This window comes from Flagellimonas okinawensis (assembly GCF_029194005.1).
Taxonomy (GTDB): domain Bacteria; phylum Bacteroidota; class Bacteroidia; order Flavobacteriales; family Flavobacteriaceae; genus Flagellimonas; species Flagellimonas okinawensis.
In genome coordinates, this window is sequence record NZ_JARFVA010000004.1 from 107393 (window position 1) to 129237 (window position 21845).

The window sequence follows — 21845 nt, forward strand, 5'->3', positions numbered from 1 at the left end:
AGCACCTTGTTGCTGCACAACTAACCATTTCCTAAACGAATGCGCTTATCTTTTTCGATTCTTCTTTTTCTCTGGGCTAGTATTACCTTTTCCCAAGAATATAGCTTTGATTCCATACCAAAGAAATTACTTGATAATGCAGATGCCGTTGTGCGTTTGGACAAGATGGATGTCGTTGTAACCGCAAGGGACCAAATGAAAATAAACGCGAAAAGGGTGGTCACTGTTCTCAATGAAAATGGCGATCGACTTGTTGAGGCATATACATACTATGAGAAGAAGGATAAGGTTGCCGAATTGGAGGCAGTGGTTTACAATTCCAAAGGGCAAGAGATAAAAAAGATCAAAAAGCGTGATTTTTTAGATCAAAGCGCTATAGGTGGGGGTACTTTATATTCCGATTCCAGGGTATTGATATTGAATTATACCCCAACCCAATATCCATATACTATAGAATTCACGAAAGAATATGTTACACCCAACACTGCTTTTGCTCCAAATTGGAGTTTTTTGGACAATTACAGAGTAAGTACGGAAAACAGTGAGTTCTCTTTTGTAGTGGAATGTGGAATTCCATTTAGGCATCAGGAAGAAAATTTTGGTCCCTATAATATTGATGTGACTGAAATTACGAATGGGATTGTATACAAGGCCAAACATTTGGTCGCATTGGAGCGTGAACCTTTGTCTCCTTCGTTCCAGGATTTCACCCCTATTGTTAAAGTCGCTCTTGACAAGTTTCATTTAGAGGGGGTAGATGGTGAAGCCACTACCTGGAAAGAGTTGGGAAGTTGGATCAACAATGAATTGCTTTCTGGTAGGGATAAATTGGATGAAGCTACCATCGCACGGGCTAAACAATTAGTGGCAGGGTTGACCGATCCACTTGAAAAAACAAGGAAAATTTATAATTATGTACAAGAAAATACAAGGTACATAAGTGTACAATTGGGCATAGGGGGGTGGATGCCGATAAGTGCTTCTGATGTTGATCGTGTCAAATATGGCGACTGTAAAGGACTTACCAATTATACCAAGGCCTTATTGGATGCGGTGGGTGTAGACTCCTATTATACGGTGGTAAATGCCGGAAGTCAACAAGTAAACTTAGATCCCAATTTTCCTTCGATGCAGGGCAACCACGTGTTTTTGAACGTTCCTTTGGAAGGCTCTGACATATGGTTGGAGTGCACAAGCCAAACTACTCCGGTAAATCATCTAGGTACGTTTACAGATAATAGAAATGTCTTGAAGGTCACACCCCAGGGAGGTGAACTGGTCCGGACCAAAAAGTATAGGGATGAGGACAATTATCAATTTACAGCTGCGGAATTCAAGGTTGGAATTGATAAAAAAATCAGTGGTAAAGTAAAAATAGTTTCCAAGGGTACCCAGTATGATAATAAATATTGGCGGGCAAACAATACCCGATCGGAACAAGAGGAATTTTATAAAGGATATTGGAATTATGTACAGAATATTAGTTTGGGCAACGTTGATTTCCATAACGATGTAGATAATATTGAGTTTGTGGAGGAAGTTGAGTTTAGCGCGGAGAATTATCTTTCGAGTGCTGGGGATAAATTACTATTGGCCCCCAATTTGTCGAACAGAAACTTGGGTGTGCCCGATAGATCTAGAAATAGGAAACTGCCCTTGTTGATCAGGCGCGGTTATTTGGATGAGGACGAGTTCATAATACACCTTCCTGACGGATACTTACCAGAAACTTGGATGCTACCGGTAAAGGAAGAAACCAAGTTTGGTTCTTATGCCATATCAATTGAGTCCAAAGAGCCGGGAGTAATCCTTTACAAAAGGAGGCTTCTTATAAAATCCGGTCAATACCCAAAAGAAGACTATAAACTATATCGTGATTTTCGAAAGAAAGTTGCCAGATATGATAATGCCAAAATTGTTTTAACTAGAAAAGAGTCATGAGATTAGGTCTGTTTTTATTGTTCTTGTTTGTTCAGCAGGTTGCTAGTTCCAATCAAATTAAGTTTGGAAAGGTTTCCAAGGAAGAAGTCGCTTCTGTGCAGCACGAAAATTTCCCAGAAGCCAATGCGGCGATATTGTATAAAAATGAGTGGGTCCGTTACGAATATCAATATCAAATCGGTTGGTCCGTGATCAGGGAGGTACATTATAGAATAAAAATTTACAATAAAGAAGGCTTTGATTGGGCAACTTTACAGGTTCCGTTATATGCTGCCAGTGGAAACAAGGAGGAAATTTCCGGGGTAAAAGGTTTCACCTTCAATATGGAAAACGGAAAAGTAGTGAGTCAAAAACTAAGGAATGATGGAGTATTTGAAGAAGAGGTCAACAAGTATAGGAACAAAGCCTCTATAACCATGCCAGAGGTCAAGGAAGGAAGTGTGTTGGATATCGAGTACAAAATTATCTCGCCTTTGTACTGGCATATTGATGAGTTTAAGCTCCAGTACGATATTCCAGTTGACCAGGCACAAGTACGGTTGGAAATTCCAGAATATTTTATCTTCAAGCAGTACAGTAAAGGCTTTCATAATATAGATTTTTCCCAGACCAGGGAAAATAGGTCTATTAATGTTTCTTATAGAAGTTCTGATGAAATGGGCCGTTTGGGCAGTACAAGCCGTAAAAACGGAACACTTGAGTTTTTTGAAAATATTTACAATATAGAAGCTTCCAACCTTCCTCCACTATTGGATGAAAAATACACTAGCAATATCGACAATTTTAGGGTTGCCGTGAATTTTGAACTAGCTTCCACACGTTTTCCCAACCAACCTTTTAAGAATTATAGCTTAACCTGGGAAGATGTTGCAAAATCAATATATGAATATGATGATTTCGGGGGAGAATTGAACAAACAGAATTATTTCGATGACGATATTGACCAACTGATTTCAGGTTTAACTTCGAATGAAGAGAAAGCTATGGCTATTTTCCATTACGTCAAATCTAAAATGAACTGGGATGGGTACACCGGTGTCGGGTGTAGTGACCAAGGTGTTAGACGTGCATATAAGGAGGGAACCGGAAATGTAGCGGAAATCAACTTGATGCTCACTTCAATGTTTAAGTATGCAGGTTTAAATGCAAACCCTATCTTGGTGAGTACACGATCTCATGGAATACCTTTATTTCCTACGAGCGATGGTTTCAACTATGTAGTTGCGGGACTTCAAATACAAAATGATCTTGTTTTGTTTGATGCCACGGAAAAAAATGCTTTTCCCGATGTACTACCAATGCGTGCTTTGAATTGGTTTGGAAGATTAATTCGTGAGGACGGTAGCTCCAGCCAAGTAAATTTAATGCCGAAGACCAAATCCTTGGATGCCATAATGATGAGTGTGGAATTAAACGAGGATGGTTCCATTAATGGACGGTATAGACAGCAATATACAGCGAATAACGCCTTTGTTTTTAGAAATAACTATGATAAAGGATCAGAGGACTCCTTTTTGGATGCACTGGAAAAAAGACATGGTGATTTGGAAATCTCAGAATATGAAGTGATCAATGCGGAAGACCCTGCCAAACCGGTAGTGCAATCATTTAATTATAGTAAAGAGGCGGCTTTTGAGGAAGTTGCAGGTAAACTATATCTTTCACCTCTTTTTCACCTGACCACTAGGGAGAATCCATTTAAAACGGAAAAAAGAGCATTTCCAGTAGATTATGGTTATCCTTGGGAAGACAAGTATATTATCAATATAAATGTTCCGGAGGGCTATGTGGTCGAATCTATTCCGGAGCCCATAGCCGTTGCACTTCCGGATAATATGGGGCAGTTTAAATACAACATATCCGCAAATAACAATGTCATAAGTGCCCGTATAGAGACAGCATTCAACAATCCTGTGATTCCAGCTCATTATTATGGCGATCTGAAGGAATTTTACCGTCATATTATCGAGAAGGAATCACAGAAAATAGTCTTGACAAAATCATAGTGGACTTGGAATGAAAAGAATCCTGTTGTTCCTTGTTTTAGTAAACAGTATTTTGGCAATCGGTCAAGATCTCGAATTTGGGGAACTTTCAATTATTGAGTCTGAATTTAGGAATTATGACAAGGATACCACCGCCCATGCAATTTACCTTTACGAAAAAGGGGAAAATTATTTTGAGGTAAGGAGAAACTATGTTTGGTTGATTACTACATACCATGCCAAGATAAAAATATTGGACAAGGAGGGTTTTTCCGAAGCAGATATTACCATACCCTATTATCATTCGGATGGGAAGACTGAAAGGGTGAACGATATAAAGGCAATATCACATACCAATGGGGTTAAGTACAATGTGATGGATAGCAATATTTATGATGTTGAGGTCAGTGAAAGATGGTCGGAAAAAAGGTTTACTTTTTCGAATGTGCAAGAAGGATCTGTTTTAGAATACACTTATGAAGTCCAGTCGCCTTTTTTCTACAATCTTCACGGATGGGAATTCCAAGATCACATACCCAAACTATACACGGAGTACAACGCTAAAATACCCGGGAATTATCGGTATAACAGGTCGCTTTTAGGAAATTTGGCATTGAACGTAAACGATGCCACCATTAAGTCCAATTGTTTTAGCATACCCGGTGTTTCAGCAGAGGCCGATTGTGAAGTGTTGAAGTATGTGATGAAGGATGTGCCCGCTTTCAAAGGCGATGAAGAATATATGCTGGCCCCGTCCAATTACAGGTCCAGATTGGAGTTTGAGCTATCCGAGTTTGAAGGATTTGATGGGAGAAGGGAGAAATTTACCAAATCATGGAAAGATGTTGACAAAGAGTTTCGAACAGATCGGGATATCGGAGGGCAGCTCCGTAAAAAGAACTATTTTGAACGAAATCTTCCATTAGAACTCATTACTGGAAAGGAAGATGATCTGACCAGGGCCGTGAACCTCTACAACTTTGTCAAGTCCCACTACCGCTGGAACGGAAAGTATGGCATTTTTAGGGATAATAATGTAAAAAAGGCATTCGACGAGGCTATTGGCAATGTAGCGGAAATTAATATCACGTTGATCAATTTGCTAAATGCATCAGGTATTGATGCTGATCTTATGCTTTTATCGACCAGAATGCATGGTTTGCCCAAGAAATCACATCCCATAATGTCCGACTTTAATTATGTCATCGCGAAATTGGAAATTGAGGGAACCACTTATTTATTGGACGCCACTGAGAAGGAGCTGCCCTTTGGAATGCTGCCATATCGTTGTTTAAACTATTATGGCAGGGTAATGGACCTGGATGGAGCTAGTTATTGGTATGACATTGCACCAGAGAAATTAAATGTCAGGTCAATTAGGGTTCAGGTTGAACTGGATGTCGAGAATGGGTTGGTCACTGGGGTCTGCGATGAAACTTCGCTGGGATATGATGCTTATTTTAAAAGAAGTAAGATAGCTTCATTGTCCAAAGAGGAATATTTAGAAGAAATTGAGAAGGAGAATATGGATGGTTTTTTTGTAAAGGAATATGAAATCGTCAGGGAAAAATCAAACGAAAAAAGTTTGGTTGAACATTTTTCTTTTGAATTGGAAAATCTGGAGCCGACCGGTACTATTTATTTTAATCCTTTTTTAATTCGGTTCTTTAAGAATAATCCTTTTAAAGCTGAAAAAAGGAGTTATCCTGTCGATTTTGGTTACTCGAAGAGGTTTGATTATATGGCCAGTATCGAGATTCCTGAAGGATATTTGGTGAAAGATTTACCAGAATCCATAAATATGGCATTACCGGATGGAAGCGGAATATTGCGTTTCAATACTAACGAGATACAAGGCAAGGTTATGGTAGTTTTTTCATTACAACTGAAGTCTGCCCACTATAAAAGTGCCGGATACCACTATATAAAGGAATTATTTCGCAATGCGGTCGCCAGCCAAAATCAAAGCTATATAGTTCTTGAAAAGGAATGATGCTGTTCTGCTTATCTTTGTCTCAAAACACAAATACAGTTAAGGTGAACATTGAAAACGCACAAAAAGCCGTAGACGAGTGGATCAAGAACCATGGCGTCCGTTATTTTAACGAACTCACCAATATGGCCCAACTTACCGAAGAGGTAGGCGAGGTAGCACGTATTATCGCAAGGCGCTACGGGGAACAGAGTGAAAAGGAATCGGATAAGGCCAAGGACTTGGGCGAAGAGCTCGCAGATGTGGTTTTTGTAGTTCTTTGTTTGGCAAACCAAACCGGAATTGACCTACAAGAAGCTTTCGATAAAAAATTGGATTTGAAGACCAAACGCGACCATGACCGTCATCAAAATAACAAAAAGCTCAAATAAAGTTGTTTGCCTAAAGGGTCGTTAGGCCTGTTTTTTCTAGTTTTGACAATTCATTCAAACCGCAAAGATTTGAGACTCCAGCTTACCTCGCCCAGCGATAATAAAATACAAAGGACAATTGCGATTACCGGTTCCAAAAGTGAAACCAACCGCTCACTTTTGTTACAGGCCCTTTTTCCGAATATCAAGATTGAGAACCTTTCCAATTCAGATGATGGGGAGGTGATGCAAAAGGGATTGCAAAAATCAACGGGTGTGGTGGATATTCATCATGCTGGAACAGCCATGAGATTTTTAACGGCATATTTTGCCTCACAAGAGGGAAAGCAAGTCACGCTCACGGGGTCTAATCGAATGCAGGAACGCCCGATTAAAATTCTAGTGGAAGCGCTACAATCACTTGGTGCCGATATTCAATACGAAAAAGAAGCAGGGTATCCACCCCTAAAAATAACAGGCAAGAAACTCGAAAAAAGTAAAGTTTCATTGCCCGCGAACATCAGTAGCCAATATATTTCCGCATTGTTGTTGATAGCGCCTAGTTTGGAAAATGGCCTTGAATTGGAGCTGATAGGTAAGATTACATCCGTTCCCTACATAAAAATGACCTTGGCGCTCTTGGAGCAAATAGGAGTACCATCTTCTTTTGAAGGGAACATTATTAAAGTTGCACCCAAGGCTACGGTAAAGGCGACTACTTTAGTGGTAGAGTCGGATTGGAGCTCGGCGAGTTATTTTTACAGTATCGTCGCCCTGTGCGAGGTGGGTACGGAAATACAATTGTCGTCCTACAAACAAAATTCACTGCAAGGGGATAGTGTTTTGGCCGACATCTATAAGGATTTTGGAGTAGAGACCACGTTTGCAAACAATAGTATTCGCCTCAAAAAAATAGGAGGAGCAAAGTCTGACCATTTGGAATATGACCTGTCCAATGCCCCGGATATTGCGCAAACCATTGCCGTGACCTGCCTTGGATTGTGCATTGGCTGTCATTTAACGGGACTGCACACACTTCCAATTAAGGAGACCGATCGCTTGGCAGCATTGCAAACCGAGCTGGGCAAGTTTGGCGGCAACGTTGATATCGACTCGGAAAGTTTAACGCTAACGGAACAGTCCCAGCTGAATAGCAATGTTTCTGTTGATACCTACAACGATCACAGAATGGCCATGGCCTTTGGCCCATTGGCACTAAAAATAGGATTTGTGGTCAATGATGCCGAGGTCGTATCCAAGTCATACCCCGATTTTTGGAGCGATTTAAAAGCGCTTGGGTTTGTTGTGGAGGAACTGTAATTCACATTTAATCATCAAATTACTTGACATCCGCTATTGGTAGGTTGTATATTTGCCCCTCTTTTAAAAAATCGAAAAAAAGTCCACATGAAATTATCAAACTTCAATTTTGAATTGCCTAAAGAGTTATTGGCAGAATATCCTGCGGAACACAGGGACGAATCCAAACTAATGGTGGTTCACCGTGATAGCGGAAAAATTGAACATAAAATGTTCAAAGACCTAGTAGATTACTTTGATGAAGATGACGTTATGGTCTTGAACAATACAAAGGTGTTTCCTGCCCGACTTTTTGGAAATAAGGAAAAGACGGGAGCTAGAATTGAAGTTTTCCTTTTGAGGGAGTTAAACCAGGAACAACGCCTTTGGGATGTTTTGGTGGATCCAGCCAGAAAAATAAGAATCGGGAACAAATTGTATTTTGGTGAGGATGAAAGTTTGGTGGCAGAGGTGATCGACAATACTACATCAAGAGGGAGAACATTACGCTTCCTATATGATGGTTCCTATACCGATTTTAGAAGAAAGCTCAGGGAATTGGGAGAGACTCCACTTCCAAAATATATCAAAAGAGAGGTTACCCCTGATGATGAGGAACGTTACCAAACCATTTATGCCAAACATGAAGGTGCGGTTGCAGCACCTACAGCAGGTCTCCACTTTTCCAAGCACTTGTTGAAACGTTTGGAAATCAAGGGAATCAATTTTGCCGAAGTAACACTTCACGTAGGATTGGGAACCTTTAACCCGGTTGAGGTCGAGGATTTGTCCAAGCACAAAATGGACAGTGAGGAATTGGTCATAGATGAAAAGGCAACCGAAATTGTAAACAACGCAAAATCAAACAAAAGAAAAGTTTGTGCGGTAGGTACAACAGTTATGCGTGGATTGGAAAGTGCCGTATCCTCGGAGCATACATTAAATACATTTGAAGGGTGGACCAATAAGTTCATCTTTCCTCCTTACGAATTCAGTATTGCCAATTGTATGATTACGAACTTCCACTTGCCAAAATCTACCTTGTTGATGATGGTCTCGGCTTTTGCAGGTCACGATCTTATTAAAAAGGCGTACAAGCAGGCCATTTTGGAAGGCTATCGCTTTTATTCCTACGGGGATGCAATGTTGATTCTATAAAAGCATAATTTCATAGAAGAGAAATCCCGTTCGCTTTATGGCCAGCGGGATTTTTTCTTGCTTATCTTTAAGTGATGGAAACCAAAAAGAAGGACATACGGGCATTGACAAAGGACCAACTCCGTCAGTTTTTTGTGGAGCAAGGAGACAAGCCATTTCGTGGCAATCAAGTATACGAATGGTTGTGGCAGAAGTCAGCCCATGATTTTGATGCCATGACCAATATCTCCAAGGAAACCAGAAAAATGTTGGAGGACAATTTTGTCATCAATCATATTCGCGTAGATCAAATGCAGCGTAGTTCCGATGGTACCATTAAAAATGCTGTTCGATTGCACGATGGTTTAGTGGTCGAGTCCGTATTGATTCCCACGGAGACCCGAACAACTGCCTGTGTTTCCAGTCAAGTTGGTTGCAGCCTGGATTGTAGATTTTGTGCCACCGCACGTTTAAAACGTATGCGGAACCTGAATCCGGATGAAATCTATGATCAAGTAGTGGCCATTGACAATGAAAGCCGTCTGTATTTTGACAGGCCCTTGAGCAATATCGTTTTTATGGGCATGGGAGAGCCTTTGATGAACTACAACAATGTTTTGAAAGCTATTGATAAAATCACTTCCCCTGAGGGATTGGGGATGTCGCCCAAAAGAATTGTGGTGTCCACTTCGGGAGTGCCCAAGATAATCAAGAAAATGGCCGATGAAGAGGTTAAGTTCGGTCTGGCCGTCTCTTTGCACTCTGCAATCGATCAGGTGCGTACATCAATTATGCCGTTCAATTCAACTTTCCCCTTGAAGGACCTTCGCGAGGCCCTGGAATATTGGTACAGTAAGACCAAAAACAGGATAACCTATGAATATGTGGTTTGGAAGGGCATCAATGATACCCAAGAGGCAGCTGATGCTTTGGTGAAATTTTGCAAGTTTGCACCGTCCAAGGTCAATATTATTGAGTATAATCCCATTGATGATGGGGAGTTCCAGCAAGCGTCGAGCAGTGCAGTGGAAATGTACCAAAATACTTTGGAACGGAATGGGATAACTGTTACCGTACGTAGGTCGCGAGGAAAGGATATTGATGCCGCTTGCGGACAATTGGCCAATAAGAGCTAACATCTAGGATACAGGATACAGGAGTTATATGAAATATGTTTCTTCCTAAATCCTAAACCCACAATCACATTCCCTGTAAATCATCGATACTTTTGAACCTGTATCTTAAAACTTCGATTTCATTCCTACAACTCTTGCATTTTCCCTACTTTTAGGGTCTCAAAACCAAACACCACACCGTTACGTTGAAAATCGTTTCGCAGATAAGGGAACCCATAGAAAATGAGATGCAGCTTTTTGAGGAGAAATTCCTCAAATCCATGTCCTCCAAAGTCGCATTGTTCAATAGGATTACCTATTACATAGTTAATAGAAAGGGCAAGCAAATGCGTCCGATGTTCGTTTTTTTAACGGCAAAATTGTTGAACGGTGAAGTCAATGAGCGCACCTATACCGGGGCATCCATCATTGAATTGATACACACGGCGAGCTTGGTGCACGATGATGTTGTGGACGATAGTAACAAGCGCCGGGGTTTCTTTTCCATCAATGCACTCTGGAAGAACAAGATAGCCGTTTTGGTAGGCGATTTCCTTTTCTCCAAAGGGCTTTTGGTTTCCTTGGAAAATAAGGATTACGATCTTCTTCATATTATTTCCAATGCGGTACGTGATATGAGCGAAGGGGAACTTCTTCAAATTGAAAAAGCAAGATTGCTGGATATCACCGAAGATGTGTATTATGATATCATCCGACAGAAAACGGCAACTTTAATTGCCGCCTGTTGCAGTATGGGTGCCTGTTCAGTTCGACCTGATTCGGATGAGGTGGAAACCTTTAGGAAGTTCGGTGAGCTTTGTGGTATGGCATTTCAAATTAAAGATGACCTATTTGATTACGGTGCCGAGAAAATTGGAAAGCCCACTGGAATCGATATCAAAGAACAGAAAATGACGCTTCCATTGATCTATGCCTTGAACAATAGTGACAAGGAAAAGAAAAAATGGTTGATCAACTCCATCAAAAAGCACAACAAGAACAAAAAACGGGTAAAGGAAGTGATCGAGTACGTCAAAGAAAAAGGCGGTCTGGATTATGCCGTAGTAAAAATGCTGGAGTTTAAGGACGAAGCATTGGCCATCTTGGACAATTACCCGGACTCTGAATACAAAAGTGCCCTCACACTTATGGTCAATTACGTGGTGGACCGAAAAAAATAAGTTTTTAAAACAATGAAAAACAGATAGTTGCTGAAATGTTTTATTTTTCAGGCAACTATTCGCGTTTATATTCCGTCTATTAAAATAGAAGCACTTTATAAACCAAACCATTGAAGATTATCACGCTACATAACAACGAAAAGCAATTGATCAAAAAATCGATTCAAGGGGACCAAAATGCTCAAAAGTTGTTGTACGATAAATTTTCACCAAAAATGTTAGGTGTCTGTAGGCAATATATCAAGGACCTTCATTTTGCCGAGGATGTGATGATCAACGGTTTTGTAAAAGTATTTAACCACTTGAGTTCTTTTCAAAATAAAGGGAGTTTTGAGGGTTGGATCAGGACCATCATGGTACGAGAGAGCATCTCTTATTTACGTAAAAGACAATTTGTGGTTTATGATGACGAAGCCATTGAAGTAAATGGTAAGATTTCAGAACCTGGTGATGGCCTCTTGGATGTGGAATACGTGCAAGACCTCATTGATAGACTGCCGGAAGGTTATAAGGCGGTGTTTTTGCTCAATGCCATAGAAGGCTACGGTCACAAGGAGATTGCGGAGTTATTGGAAATTTCGGAAGGAACCTCCAAATCACAATTGTTCAAGGCCAGAAAAATGCTTCAAGAGAATTTAAATTTAAAGGGAATGTCACCGGGATTACGATCGGCGACCAAAAAATAACGGTATGGATAAACTGGAAAAACATATCAAGGAAAAGCTGGAGGAGCGAACCATTGAACCTTCTGCCAATGCTTGGGACAAAATTGCTTCGCAGGTCAAAGAACCGATCAAGCGAAAAGGAAATACATGGTTTCCATATGCCATTGCTGCAAGTATCGTTGGTGTTTTGTTCGTGTCTATTTTCTTTTTTACAAATAAGGACAGTAATCTGGAGCAAATACAAGTTGTGGATACCAATGTAGAGGAAGCAACGGAAACCCAATTGCCGGATGATGAGACCTTGGAAATTGTTCCATCCAAGGAAACAGATCTAGTGGATATGGAGCCCATAAAGACCGAAGATAATGAACAGTTTTCGGAGCCGACTTCCAACAATTTGATTGCAGAACAAGAAATCAAGGAGCCGCTACAGGATGAGGTCCAATTGAATTCCGACCAATTGATTGCCCAAAAGGTTGAGGAGGTCGTGGCACAAGTCGAGCTTATGGAAAGTGTCCATGAAAATGTTTCCGACGCAGAAGTGGACTCGCTATTACGAGCCGCCCAACGACAAATCCTCACGGACAAGCTGTTCGCCGAAGGTGGTTCCGTAGATGCCATGTCACTATTGGCAGAAGTAGAGGATGAACTGGACGGATCGTTCCGGGACCAAATATTCGATGCCCTAAAATCCGGATACCTTAAAGTACGTACAGCGGTGGCCGACCGAAATCAATAAAATTATTCATCAATCAAGTCAACCTTCTACAACTTCCTGCACTCGATGGGGGCAGGAAGGTGGGAGGGTTATAAATCAAAAACAATCATGAAAACAATTACATTTTATTCAGCAGTTTTATTCTTGTTTCTCGTTTCCCAAGCGGCTTTTGGACAAGAGGATTATCAGAAAAAAATAGAAGCGTTGAAGCTTGAAAAACAACGCATAGTAGAGCAAGAAAAAGAAGCTCTTAAACTAGAAGTGAAAAAAATTAACCAGCGTTTGGAGGATGGGGACATTTCTGAAGGTGAGGCTCGAGTTTTAAAGGAAGACGTGGCCAAACAAAGGGCTTTAAATATTGAGAACCGTGTGGCTATTATTGAGAATAGAATCGCATTGTTGGAACGCAACAAGGGAGATGTACTTTCACTGAGCGAAATAGATACCATTTATGGGGATAGAATGCGGCTGGACCTGTTCATTGATGGCAAACCTGCCATTATATTTAACTCTAAGCACCATAAGAAGGAAATCAAATATGATAGGCGTACTTATTCCGACTTTGTGATGGCAGTTGGCTTGAACAATGCTTTGATAGAAGGACAGTCACTTTCCGATTCTCCCTATAAAATTGGTGGAAGTCGCTTTTTTGAAATGGGATGGCAATGGAGGACCAGAGTATTCAGAAATTCCAATTGGCTCAGGTTTAATTATGGATTTTCTTTTCAGTTCAATGGACTTAAACCTGACGGAAACCGGATTTTTGTACAGGAAGGGGACCAAACAGTACTCGAGCAATTCGATTATGATTTGGATAAGGCCAAGTTACGAATGGACAACCTTGTTTTCCCAATTCATTTTGAAGTCGGCCCTTCCCGTTTTAAAAAAACGGAGCAGACCATTCGTTATTCAATCCGAGATCAATTTAGACTTGGTTTTGGAGGATATGGAGGGTTTAATTTAGGTACACGTCAAAAGTTAAAATACAATCGTGAGGGAGAAGATGTAAAAGATAAACTTAAACGTGATTACAACACCAGTGACCTAATTTATGGTGTAAGCGGGTACATGGGTTTTGATGGCGTATTATTATATCTTAAATATGATCTTAATCCAATTTTTAAGGATGCAGATGTAAAACAAAACAATATTTCATTGGGTCTTCGGTTCGATATTTAACCATTCAAGAACCATTTATAAATGCGGTCAGGGTTTTCCTGGCCGTATTTTATTCAGATAATGCCCGTTCCATTTCCAAAGTAAAATCCTCTTTATAATAGACTTTTTTACAATGGGAACATTCCGCGTAACGGATGTTGTTGATCGTAAACATTGGAATCCAGAACAAATGGGCGTAGTTGGGCTGTGCCACCGCGGTGATTGTTCCTGTTTGGCCACAGTGCGAACAGGTAACATGACGGAGTAGTCTGGTTTCTTTTTTACCCGGTCTTGTTCCAAAAAAAAGTATCATTCCACAAATAATATTGTTCCATCCCAAATTTAGAGCTTTCAAGGGCGAATGAAAAAAATGATTTTTGTTTTTAAATATTTTCTACATTCGCCCACATTTTAGAAACATTGAACGCCTACCACGATTTGGAGGATTGGTTGTCCTGGATGGACGATATCTCCAGTAAGGATTATGTGATTATCGATAACTTTCTTAGGGACGAACTTTATACCCAGATCAAATCCTTCTTTCTTGGTAAACTTCCCAATTTTAAGGAAGCAGGCATAGGTGCCCATTCGGATAATCAAATCGATAGCAAGGTCCGCGGGGATTTTACCTATTGGTTGGACCGAGATCGAGATGCCCATTTAAAAAGCTACTGGGAATTGTTGGACGAGACCATTCACATTTTTAACCGATATTGTTACTTGAGCTTGTCGGGCTATGAGTTTCATTTGGCACACTATCCATCCGGTGGACACTACGATAAACATTTAGATCAGTTCGAAAATCGCAATAACCGTATGATTTCCATGATCATTTACTTAAATGATGACTGGAAACAGGGAGATGGCGGGGAACTCGAAATTTTTGAAAAGGACGGGACGAGTTTCTTGGTGGAACCCTTTGCCTCCCGCTGTGTAATGTTCAAAAGTGCCGATGTGCCCCATGCTGTATTGGAAGCCAACAAAAGTAGGTTCAGTCTTACCGGTTGGTTGTTGTATCAGCCATCGGCTGTTGGTAAGCTCTTTGTTTGATCAATCTTTCTTTAAGGGTATCTGTCGGATAAGGTCCTCGTTCTGTGCTGTAGCTGCACCATAGGACATAACCAAAGTGCCTTTGGTGCCATCTGTGGCCTCAATGGTGAAAACGGTAGATTCGTCCGCTGGATTGGTCATGCCTTCAAAACGATACGAATTGATGATGACCAAATCTTTGGGTTGATATTCTTTTTTGGAATATAACGCCTTTATACAATTTTCATCCGCTTCAAAATCTTCTTTGTAACCTTCTTTCTGGGTTAGTGTGTTCACTGCTTCCGAAAGTGTTTCAAAACTGTATTTGTCCATAGGTTTTTTCTTAGATCTTTAAGTTAGCAATAAATTGAAGGACTTTCGATTTTATCTGGGACCAATCCGTGTATTCATGGTCTTTATCGGTATCAATGGAGCCCCCTTCCTTTTTTGCGATCGAGCGCATGATCAACTTTTTGAAATAATTATACTTTGTGTATTTCAAAGCACCGGCAATATGCCATATGTTCCTTGTGTTCCATCCGGTCTCTTTTAAAAAGTTTTCAGCTATCTGTTCTGCCTCTTCATGTTCTTCTTTGATGGAAGATGCCACAGCCATGCTTACAGAGAAAAATGCTCCAGGTTTATTGTTCAGGGAATGGATATGTTCATGAACATAATCCTTGATCAACGGATTGTAATTGTGTATATGAATTGAACTGCCCACCAGTACGGCATCAAAAGCTTCTGGAGACGGAGGGTCTTCCGATGCATTGGAAACTACCACCTGATGCCCGTTTTCTTGCAGAACATTCTCCATAAATCTGGAAATCTTTCGTGTCTGGCCTTCAACTGTACCATAAATGATTAAAATTTTCATGACAAAAAGCTTAATGGTTAGACTAGCCTAAAGTCACGTAAATATCATGGTAAATCCAATGATATTGGTCAGTTAAAATGGACTATTTGTATACTGTTTCAAAGGAATTTCCATTCCATACCTCATGGGTCACTTCACAGTATGAGCATACCTCGATCAGGTTTGTTTTTTTGTCCAGGGCCCCAATATTTTTTATAAGGAGTTTACTGTCCTCTCTAAATTCCGAGCCAAGTGAGGTAACGGGGCCATCGAAGATCTTCCCTGTAATCCGGTCAACTACCACACCTGTTTGGCAGGGAGATCCACAACCCCAAGAGACAAAGGTGTAATGTCCCGAAAAATTGACGCCATTCGCACATCCCTCGGTTATTCGGGTGATGAATTGTTTTGCTGCCGGGTTGGTGGAAAAATCAGGTTCGGCCAATTCTCCTTGATATACGTCAACAGGATAATCCTCAAATGTTGAATTTGGTCCATATTTTCTGTAGATGATCACATCCTCAAAAGAAAGATCTTTTCCCATAATGATGTCTTCACCATAACCGGCCAATTGATTGTAGATCGGGAAACTGTCATTGGCCCTTTCCCTTTTGGTCACCATAATTTCCTTAGGTTCTTTAGCCAAAACAAGATAGTCCAATGATTCAAAAATGGGAATCAGGGAATGACTTTCTGGAATTGATGCCTTTTCGATGGAATCTTGCTTTTCAGCCTTTTGGACTTTTACATCTTTCTTTTTTGGCTGGCACCCAAAAAGAAACGCACAACAAATCAATAAACTAAGTCTTGACATCCTATAGCTTTATTTTTCCTCCTACCACTGGAAGTGTTAGCGTTGTGCCGTCAAGATCCACGGTGAGTTCGGTTCCCGGTTCTGGCCAAAGGGTAAATTCCTTGTCACTTGAAAAAATCATGAGTCCGATTTGTTGTCCTTCTGGAATGATTTGATCATCCGGCATAAGTTCAAATTCCAATTCGTAGAACTTATTGGGGACCAAAGGAGCACTTTTTGACAATGATTCGTGGTTTTGAGGGTCGGCCCATCCTCGTGTGATAATGTTGTCCGTGATCTTGGAATCCAGTGCTTCCGTCCAAGGCAGGGAAACCAGCCAAACAGATAGGTTTGCAGCAGGTTTACTGCTGGCCAACCTTATATTTATTGTTGGCACACCAGAAATGTGGACATCCGCTTTTAAAGGTGGCGTAACGTAGAGCAAACGATTTTCAGAGACGTCTTCTTTGGCTAAGTCCGCCCCTGGAAAATTGTAATTGTCTATCAAGGTTTCCGTTCCCTGTTTTTTGGGCTTGACGGAGCTTAATTGTCCTTTCGAAGGCGCACCTTGATTTAGATATAGGGTTACTTCTTTGGCTTTGGGATTAGGGTAATCCTCATAGGGTGTCGGATTATCCTTCTGTTCATTTTCTCTTACGATCCATGCCCTTGGTTCGTTTTCCACTCCATTTTCCACCCCATGAAGGTAGCGTGTGAACCATTTGTTCATCATGGAAATCGGTGGTGGGCCACCATGCCCGTTTTGGTGATAATAGATCTGTGCAGGTATTCCCATTTCCTTGGCTTTTTTGTAAATGCGGTAGCTGTGTTCGGGCATTACATTCCAGTCGTTGAAACCATGGGACATTAAAAGGGCGGCCTTCATAGGTTTCATGTCGTTAAGGTAATCCCTTCCAGCCCAAAAGTCATTGTAATCACCGGTAATCCGGTCTTGACCATTTTTCATTTCCGTATCGCGAACAACTTTATTGTTTCTTGCTCTTTTTGATTCATCACCGCTGTGTATGAAGTCGTAAAGCACATCAATGTCCTCGCCCAGATAACCCCCAGGTGACCGAACCAATCCGTTCGAACGATAGTAGTGGTAATATGATGTATTGGGGGCAATGGGGATGATTGCTTCCAGACCTTCGACTCCTGTGGTTGCCGCAGCAAGTGGAATGGTCCCGTTATAGGAGGTGCCCGTCATGCCCACTTTTCCCGTGGACCAAAAGGCCTTGACCTCCTCGTTACCGTTGCGTTCCGAATAGGCTTTGGCCCTTCCGTTCAGCCAGTCGATAACTGCTTTCGGAGCCAAGGACTCATTGTCTCCGCCAACGGTGGGGGCTCCATCCGAAAGACCGGTTCCCGGAGAGGAGGAATGGACAACGATATAGCCCCTGGGGACCCAGGTCCGAACCTGAGAGTTGGAAATAATAGGGCGTTCTCCCACGCGGGTGACATCTGGATGCTTTCTTGGTTTTCCGGGCTCGCCGAGTTCGTGTTTCACATCCCAAAATATACCCTTGTCCAGTCCGGCTGTACCTGCGTAATAAGGGCTGGATTCGTAAATAATGGGAAGTTTTAGTCCTTGGGTATCTGTCTGACCTGGTCTGGTGACATCCACATGCATTCGGTCAGGCTTCCCGTCGCCATCGGAATCAAATTCCGTTTCCACCCAAAGATCATGGCGTATCCAGGTCCCGGGGTCGGAAAAGGCTTCTACCACTTGGGCTTCTCCATTTTTGATCACAGGTCCGACTTTATTTGCCATTTGTCCCTGAACGGCAAGAGTGGTGAACATAAAAATCGCAACCAAGCACCTATAACTTCTGGAATCTCTTAATATCATGGAATCATTTTAATTTTTTTATTCTAATCTTAAGTGTTCCCAAGATACTAAAACTAATAGAGGGATTTGGTTTTTGAATTCATCAAAACATTGTTTTTATTTACCTTTAACAGCTATTTTAACAGAACAACTTGATTTCAAAAAACACCATAGACCAAGTATATGAGACTGCCCGATTGGAGGAGGTGATCGGTGATTTTGTGCAATTGAAGAAATCGGGGTCCAATTTTAAAGGTTTAAGTCCATTTACGGATGAACGTACCCCAAGTTTTATGGTGTCTCCCGTAAAGCAGATCTGGAAAGATTTTAGTAGTGGTAAAGGTGGTAACGTTGTCGCTTTTTTGATGGAGCACGAACATTTCACTTACCCCGAGGCCATAAAGTATCTGGCCAAAAAATACAATATCGAAGTAGAGGAGACGGAGCAGACCAATGAACAGAAGGAGCAGGCCAATGAGCGCGAAAGTATGTACTTGGTTTCCGAATATGCCCAAAAATATTTTACCAAGACACTATGGAACAGTGAGCCGGGCAAGGCAATTGGACTCACCTATTTTAAGGAGCGCGGGTTTACGGATGAAACGATAAAGCGGTTCGGACTTGGATATAGCTTGGATGAATGGGAAGCTTTTACCCAAAAGGCACTAGGTGATGGCTATAAGTTGGAATTCCTTGAAAAAACAGGTCTTACCATCGTAAAAGACCAATCGGGAGGTGAGGCCAGGAGGTTTGATAGGTTCAAGGGAAGGGTGATGTTCCCGATCCATTCCATGAGCGGAAGGGTACTTGGTTTTGGTGGCCGTATTTTAACGAACGACAAAAAGGCGGCCAAATACCTGAATTCCCCAGAGAGTGAGATCTATCATAAAAGCAAGGTGCTGTATGGTATTTACTACGCCAAACAGGCCATAGCCAAAGAGGATAACTGTTTTTTGGTAGAAGGATATACGGATGTCATTCAGATGTTCCAGCGAGGAGTGGAGAATGTGGTTTCCTCGAGCGGTACAGCTTTGACGCCGGAGCAAATCCGACTCATTAACAGGCTTACCAAAAACATTACCGTTCTTTTCGATGGTGATGCCGCGGGATTAAGGGCCTCTTTAAGGGGTATAGACCTGATTCTTGAACAGGGAATGAATGTGAAGGTATGTACTTTTCCCGAAGGTGAGGACCCTGACAGTTTTGCCAAGAACAACACCTATGAAGATTTAGTACAGTACCTACAAGAGAATGCCAAGGATTTTATCCAATTCAAAACTTCACTTTTAGCGGAGGAGGCGGCAAACGACCCCATAAAACGGGCCGATACTGTTCGTGATATAGTTAACAGTATAAGCAAGATTCCCGATCGTATCAGACAGGAAATCTATGTACAGGAGTGTGCAAAGATCATGCAGATTTCTGAAGAGGTACTCTATAATACCCTGGCGCAAATAGATAAAAAGCATCAAACGGATGCTGCAAAAAAGGAAAAGCAGGAGCGAAAGACCTTTGAGGTGGTCAAGAACGATGCTGTAGTGGAAAAGGTCGATGTACAGTATGAATTGGAACGAAAGATCATCGAAGTTCTTTTATTGTACGGGAACCAAAAGCAGGAGTTTGAAGATTTGGTGCTAAAGGAAAATGAGGAGGGCGAATTGGTGCTGGAACCTGAAGTGGTGGAGGCCAAAGTATATGAAAAAGTATATCTGGATCTTCAAGATGATGAGATAGAACTTTCCAATCAGCAGTTCAAGACCATCTACTATAAGTTGATCGAAAGGTTGAATGAGGACGCAGACTTTTCGGTAAGTGCGTTTTTGTCGGAACTCGATCAGGAAACCGTGTCGCAGGTCTCCTCCATTCTTATGGAAGAAGAGCAATACGTGTTGCATGATTGGGAGCGAAGGGACATTTATCCAAAAGAGAAAAAAATAGGGATTTCACAATTGGTAGGGGAGACCATCCTGACCTTGAGGTGCAACCTCATTAAAAACCGCATCGAAAAATTAAAGGAAAGGACCGAGGATAGCCAAGAGGACCACACCGAGGTATTGGAAGAAATTATGAATTACCTGCAGTTGAATAAGTTGTTGAACGCAAAACTGAACCGGGTACTTTCTTAATATATAAAACCCCTTTCAATTTTGATTGAAAGGGGTTTTTACAATAGTTAGTTTGGTTGGGTAGTTTCTTAATAAAGTTCTAAGGCCTTGGCCTGTTGCAACAAGTCCACCAAATTGTCCACGTTCAATTTTTTCATTAAACGGGCCTTGTATGTACTTACGGTTTTTTCGTTCAGATTCAAACCTTCTGCAACTTCTTTGTTCCTTTTTCCACTGGCCAAAAGTTTCAGTACTTCGACCTCTCTGGAAGAAAGCTTTCTAAAGAATCTTCTTGGTTTTTGTGTGCCTTCATCAAAAGCAAGGCGTTGAGCAAGCTCATTGGTAATGAACATATTGCCTTCGCTTACTTTTTTGACTGCGGTAACTATGTAATCGAGGTCGGCAGTTTTGGATAGGTATCCAAATGCACCGGCCCGTATGGTGCTCAAGGCATAAACGTCTTCGGATTGTCCGCTGTACATCAAGGTTTTGATGTCTGGAAATTCCAATTTCATTTTTCTTAGGGTGGCAATTCCGTTAATTTCAGGAATATCCATCTCAAGGATGACGACGTCTGGAGTTACTGTTTTTAAAGTTTTAAAAAGCTCTTCCGTGGTTGATACATCTGCGATGACTTCAATGTCCGAGCTCGTTTCAAGTACCTGTCTTATACCAAGCCTAACAATAGGATGGTTGTCAGCAATCAATACTTTAATCATTATGAAACGGTTTATTTAGTGAATGGTTAGCTGCTAAATACCTAAAGTATATAGCGAGCAAGATAACAATTTAATCATGTAAAACTGTAACTTTTTTCTTAAAACCATAGTTTTTCTGGGGTTTTTTTCGTCTTAGTTTGGGTTTTTCCAGACAAACAGCTACTTCAGCTCGGTTGGAATCTCACAAATAGGTATGGGAACCATCTTATGTTTGTTGGCAGTATTATACCTTTTATATATGGTGAATATTTCTTTTTCCCTGCCAGAAAAGTCATCCGCGGTTTTACCTTGATCGTCCATTTCCATAGCCCATTCCAGCTCTGGATAGGACGCGCCAATTTGATCTTCATCTGTTCTGCTGTCGCCCCAAAGTCCATCGGTGGGTGCGGCGTCCATAATATCTTGGTTAACTCCCAGCACACGGCCAAGTTCGTAGACCTCGGTTTTCACCAAGTCGGCAATTGGACTCAGGTCCACACCGCCATCCCCATATTTGGTGTAAAAGCCAATACCGAAATCCTCTACCTTGTTTCCGGTTCCTGCCACTAAATATCCTTTCAGTGCTGCAAAGTAATATAATGTGGTCATCCTAAGCCTGGCCCTGGTGTTGGCAAGGGACATAAAACGTTCTTCCTCATTGTCCACCTTTGGGAAAGCATCTACCAAACTATCAAAGACCGGTGTAAGGTCCACGGGTTGTCTGGAAACGTTGGGGAAGTTGTCCATAAGCCAATCAATATGCCTATCTGCACGAGTTACTTGGTTTTCACCTTGGTGAATGGGCATTTCTAGGCACAAAAGGTCCAATCCCGTTTTGGCGCAGAGTGTGGAGGTCACAGCAGAATCAATTCCACCGGAAACCCCTATGACAAAACCTTTGCATTTTGCATTTTCGGCGTACTCCTTTAACCATTCTACAATATGGGCGATAACCTTTTCTGTTTGCATATCTTACTATTTAGATTCTATA

At 41.4% G+C, this 21845-nt stretch carries 20 protein-coding genes; 13 read left to right on the plus strand and 7 right to left on the minus strand.

Going from position 1 to position 21845, the window contains the following annotated elements:
- Nucleotides 1-39: 39 nt before the first annotated feature.
- The 11 genes from PY091_RS12510 (at nucleotide 40) to PY091_RS12560 (ending at nucleotide 13563) form a co-directional block, all read left to right on the plus strand.
- Nucleotides 40-1941, plus strand: a complete 1902-nt coding sequence (locus PY091_RS12510; RefSeq protein ID WP_275650007.1) for a DUF3857 domain-containing protein — start codon at nucleotides 40-42, stop codon at nucleotides 1939-1941.
- On the plus strand, nucleotides 1938-3947 hold the full coding sequence (locus tag PY091_RS12515; RefSeq protein ID WP_275650008.1) for a transglutaminase domain-containing protein: 2010 nt from the start codon (nucleotides 1938-1940) through the stop codon (nucleotides 3945-3947). Before PY091_RS12510 ends, PY091_RS12515 begins: the two co-directional genes overlap by 4 nt.
- 10 nt (nucleotides 3948-3957) lie before the next feature.
- Nucleotides 3958-5919 carry a DUF3857 domain-containing protein gene (locus PY091_RS12520; protein ID WP_275650009.1) on the plus strand — a complete coding sequence of 654 codons (1962 nt, stop codon included), beginning with the start codon at nucleotides 3958-3960 and terminating at the stop codon, nucleotides 5917-5919.
- A gap of 44 nt (nucleotides 5920-5963) precedes the next feature.
- Nucleotides 5964-6290, plus strand: a complete 327-nt coding sequence (locus PY091_RS12525; protein ID WP_090293531.1) for a nucleotide pyrophosphohydrolase — start codon at nucleotides 5964-5966, stop codon at nucleotides 6288-6290.
- Between the two features lie 69 nt (nucleotides 6291-6359).
- Nucleotides 6360-7589: a 3-phosphoshikimate 1-carboxyvinyltransferase gene (locus PY091_RS12530; RefSeq protein ID WP_275650010.1), complete on the plus strand. Its 1230-nt coding sequence runs from the start codon at nucleotides 6360-6362 to the stop codon at nucleotides 7587-7589.
- Nucleotides 7590-7676: 87 nt separating this feature from the next.
- A complete protein-coding gene (gene queA / locus PY091_RS12535) occupies nucleotides 7677-8726 on the plus strand; it encodes a tRNA preQ1(34) S-adenosylmethionine ribosyltransferase-isomerase QueA (RefSeq protein ID WP_275650011.1) in 1050 nt (349 codons plus the stop codon).
- 74 nt (nucleotides 8727-8800) lie between these two features.
- On the plus strand, nucleotides 8801-9841 hold the full coding sequence (rlmN, locus tag PY091_RS12540; RefSeq protein ID WP_275650012.1) for a dual-specificity RNA methyltransferase RlmN: 1041 nt from the start codon (nucleotides 8801-8803) through the stop codon (nucleotides 9839-9841).
- A 185-nt stretch (nucleotides 9842-10026) separates the two neighbouring features.
- Nucleotides 10027-11001: a polyprenyl synthetase family protein gene (locus PY091_RS12545; RefSeq protein WP_275650013.1), complete on the plus strand. Its 975-nt coding sequence runs from the start codon at nucleotides 10027-10029 to the stop codon at nucleotides 10999-11001.
- Between the two features lie 110 nt (nucleotides 11002-11111).
- Nucleotides 11112-11687 carry an RNA polymerase sigma factor gene (locus tag PY091_RS12550; protein WP_275650014.1) on the plus strand — a complete coding sequence of 192 codons (576 nt, stop codon included), beginning with the start codon at nucleotides 11112-11114 and terminating at the stop codon, nucleotides 11685-11687.
- Nucleotides 11688-11691: 4 nt separating this feature from the next.
- A complete protein-coding gene (locus PY091_RS12555) occupies nucleotides 11692-12405 on the plus strand; it encodes a hypothetical protein (protein ID WP_275650015.1) in 714 nt (237 codons plus the stop codon).
- An 87-nt stretch (nucleotides 12406-12492) separates the two neighbouring features.
- The gene (locus PY091_RS12560) at nucleotides 12493-13563 is read left to right on the plus strand and encodes a hypothetical protein (protein ID WP_275650016.1); all 1071 of its coding nucleotides are present in this window, start codon (nucleotides 12493-12495) and stop codon (nucleotides 13561-13563) included.
- 49 nt (nucleotides 13564-13612) lie between these two features.
- On the opposite strand, the gene PY091_RS12565 is transcribed toward PY091_RS12560, so the two are convergent.
- A complete protein-coding gene (locus PY091_RS12565; protein WP_275650017.1) occupies nucleotides 13613-13855 on the minus strand; it encodes a zinc-ribbon domain-containing protein in 243 nt (80 codons plus the stop codon).
- 107 nt (nucleotides 13856-13962) lie between these two features.
- Here PY091_RS12565 and PY091_RS12570 point away from each other — a divergent pair, with 107 nt between their 5' ends.
- Complete coding sequence (locus tag PY091_RS12570; protein ID WP_275650018.1) at nucleotides 13963-14592, plus strand: 2OG-Fe(II) oxygenase; 630 nt, start codon at nucleotides 13963-13965, stop codon at nucleotides 14590-14592.
- Here the strand turns inward: PY091_RS12570 and PY091_RS12575 are convergent, their stop codons facing one another.
- From PY091_RS12575 to PY091_RS12590, 4 genes are all read right to left on the minus strand, one after another.
- Complete coding sequence (locus PY091_RS12575; RefSeq protein WP_275650019.1) at nucleotides 14593-14904, minus strand: phosphoribosylpyrophosphate synthetase; 312 nt, start codon at nucleotides 14902-14904, stop codon at nucleotides 14593-14595.
- 10 nt (nucleotides 14905-14914) lie between these two features.
- Nucleotides 14915-15448: a flavodoxin domain-containing protein gene (locus tag PY091_RS12580; protein WP_275650020.1), complete on the minus strand. Its 534-nt coding sequence runs from the start codon at nucleotides 15446-15448 to the stop codon at nucleotides 14915-14917.
- A gap of 82 nt (nucleotides 15449-15530) precedes the next feature.
- Nucleotides 15531-16241, minus strand: coding sequence for a hypothetical protein (locus tag PY091_RS12585; protein WP_275650021.1), 711 nt, complete (start codon nucleotides 16239-16241; stop codon nucleotides 15531-15533).
- Nucleotide 16242: 1 nt separating this feature from the next.
- Complete coding sequence (locus PY091_RS12590; RefSeq protein WP_275650022.1) at nucleotides 16243-18072, minus strand: Xaa-Pro dipeptidyl-peptidase; 1830 nt, start codon at nucleotides 18070-18072, stop codon at nucleotides 16243-16245.
- Between the two features lie 131 nt (nucleotides 18073-18203).
- Here PY091_RS12590 and dnaG point away from each other — a divergent pair, with 131 nt between their 5' ends.
- The gene (dnaG, locus tag PY091_RS12595) at nucleotides 18204-20177 is read left to right on the plus strand and encodes a DNA primase (RefSeq protein ID WP_275650023.1); all 1974 of its coding nucleotides are present in this window, start codon (nucleotides 18204-18206) and stop codon (nucleotides 20175-20177) included.
- 68 nt (nucleotides 20178-20245) lie between these two features.
- On the opposite strand, the gene PY091_RS12600 is transcribed toward dnaG, so the two are convergent.
- Together PY091_RS12600 and nadE are read right to left on the minus strand one after the other, a co-directional pair.
- The gene (locus PY091_RS12600) at nucleotides 20246-20875 is read right to left on the minus strand and encodes a response regulator (protein ID WP_275650024.1); all 630 of its coding nucleotides are present in this window, start codon (nucleotides 20873-20875) and stop codon (nucleotides 20246-20248) included.
- A gap of 159 nt (nucleotides 20876-21034) precedes the next feature.
- Nucleotides 21035-21823, minus strand: a complete 789-nt coding sequence (nadE, locus tag PY091_RS12605) for an NAD(+) synthase (RefSeq protein WP_275650025.1) — start codon at nucleotides 21821-21823, stop codon at nucleotides 21035-21037.
- Between the last annotated feature and the right edge of the window lie 22 nt (nucleotides 21824-21845).